This is a genomic window from Actinoplanes sp. ATCC 53533, assembly GCF_003947245.1.
On record NZ_QHHV01000427.1, the window covers coordinates 1 to 1821 of the forward strand.

The window sequence follows — 1821 nt, forward strand, 5'->3', positions numbered from 1 at the left end:
GATACAAACCGATCACGTCGGCGACCTTCTCCGCGAACGCCGGATCCTTCGACAGCTTGAACGTGCCCTGCCGGTAAGGCTGCAACCCGTTGTCCCGCCACAGATTCGCCACGTAATGCCAGGACACCGCCACACCCTCGACCCGCTTCACATACGCGGCCATCTCCCGGCTCGACCAGTGCGACAACCCCGTCTCGACCGGCGGCGACATCCGGGACAACGCCAGGATCCGCCCGCGTACCCAGGCCGGCACCTGCTCACGCGGCGCGGCATGAGAGCCGTCCTCCAAACCGGCCAGACCATCACCGGCGTACCGGGCCACCCACCGATCCACCGTCGGCAACGACACCCCGGCCAACTCGGCCACGTCCTTACGCCGACGGCCCTCGGCCATCCACAACACGATCCGCGCCCGGGTCGCGACCACCGCCGGCACATCCCGGCTGTTCAGCACCGCCCGCAACTCCGCAGCCCGCTCCTCGTCCAGCATCACACCAGGATCAACGAACCAGTCACATAACGCAACCAGCATCACGAGACACTAGGGGTCAGCTTGCGATGAGGCAGCCGTGTTCTGAGCGCTAAACGCGCACCTTGAGTGCGATGTTGTCGATCGCGGCGTCGGCGATGCGGTGCAGTGTCTTCGTGTCGACCGCCGCCTTCGCCAGCGCCTCGAGCCCGCGATGCGTGGTGACGATCAGCCCGCCGAGCGCCTCGGCGTCGGCGGCCGGGTCCACGTGTCCGGCGCGCTGCGCCTGCTCGACAAGTTGCCGGCAGCTGTCGAGCAGCCTTTCGTACGTCGCGAGCGACCGGGTCGCAACGGCTTCGTTCTCCCATGCCAGCTCGGCCGTGGCCTTGGCCAGCAGGCAGCCAAGCCGGTCCACATCGCCCTCCGGCATGCGGAGCCAGGCCCGGAGGCGATCGAGTGAGCGACGCTCTGTGGCGGAACCCGCCAAGCCGGCATTCATTCGTAGCGGCAGAGGTGCGAGTGCGAACCAGGTCCAGCGGATTGTCATGGCGTGGCAGCTCCTGAAGGACTGGCGAGCTGCATCTTTGCGCCGGGGCGGCCCCGAAGGGTCACATCACGCCGCCGCCCCGCCGGCCGTTGACATCAGTTGCACGACTAGATGACTAGTGACTATAGTCGTGGGTGTGGCAATCGCTCTCGTCGGGATCCACGAGGTCTTTCTCCGATTCGGCGCCGTCGGTTGGCAACGTGCCGACCAGATCGCGGTCGCACTGGCTTCCCTCGACCACTGGCCAGACTCGCGCAGGGTCGTTTCCGCAGTTCCTGGGCGTCGGCGCCGCCATGCCGACCGCCATGCGTGTGGCTGCCGCTGCGGCACCGAGGACCCATCGTTGTCGAGGTACCGGTTCGGGTGGGCCATGGGTCGTCGATCGCTGCCCAGCGCCTACCGCAGCCGGCTGGTGCAGGGACAGTATGCCCGGCACACGGCGGACCCGCGGAGCGTCACCACCGACCAATCGGACACGGTTACGCGATTGGTGTTCACGGCGCAGGTAGCCGTAGAATCCTCCTTTAGTTCCGTCTCGCCTTCCTGCGGAAGGACGTCGTTGATGACCAAGCCGAACATCGATACGACCAAGCCGAGCAGTGCCCGGGTCTGGAACTACATCCTGGGTGGCAGGGACAACTTCGAAATCGACCGCATGGTCGGCGATCAGGTCCGCGCGTCGTTTCCGGCCATCGTGGAGGTGGCACACGAGCAGCGCAAGTTTCTCGTGCGTGCGGTTACGCATCTCGTCGGCGTCGGGATTCGACAGTTCTTGGACATCGGTACCGGCCTGCCCACCGCCAAC

The 1821-nt window shown here is 66.3% G+C and carries 3 protein-coding genes; 1 reads left to right on the forward strand and 2 read right to left on the reverse strand.

Features of this window, described 5'->3' with window-relative positions; all coding sequences use genetic code 11:
- Positions 1 to 490 (reverse strand): helix-turn-helix domain-containing protein (locus DMB66_RS58675; RefSeq protein WP_233625600.1); only part of this gene is annotated, 490 nt, incomplete at its 3' end.
- Between the two features lie 91 nt (positions 491 to 581).
- Positions 582 to 1016, reverse strand: coding sequence for a hypothetical protein (locus DMB66_RS58680; RefSeq protein WP_199753284.1), 435 nt, complete (start codon positions 1014 to 1016; stop codon positions 582 to 584).
- 562 nt (positions 1017 to 1578) lie between these two features.
- Here DMB66_RS58680 and DMB66_RS58685 point away from each other — a divergent pair.
- Positions 1579 to 1821, forward strand: a 243-nt coding sequence (locus tag DMB66_RS58685; RefSeq protein WP_199753285.1) for an SAM-dependent methyltransferase, incomplete at its 3' end; no start/stop codon positions are given.

What these genes read in the sequence shown, in the direction of transcription:
- DMB66_RS58680 (WP_199753284.1), bottom strand. Translation starts at nt 1,016, where the DNA reads ATGACAATCCGCTGGACCTGGTTCGCACTCGCACCTCTGCCGCTACGA.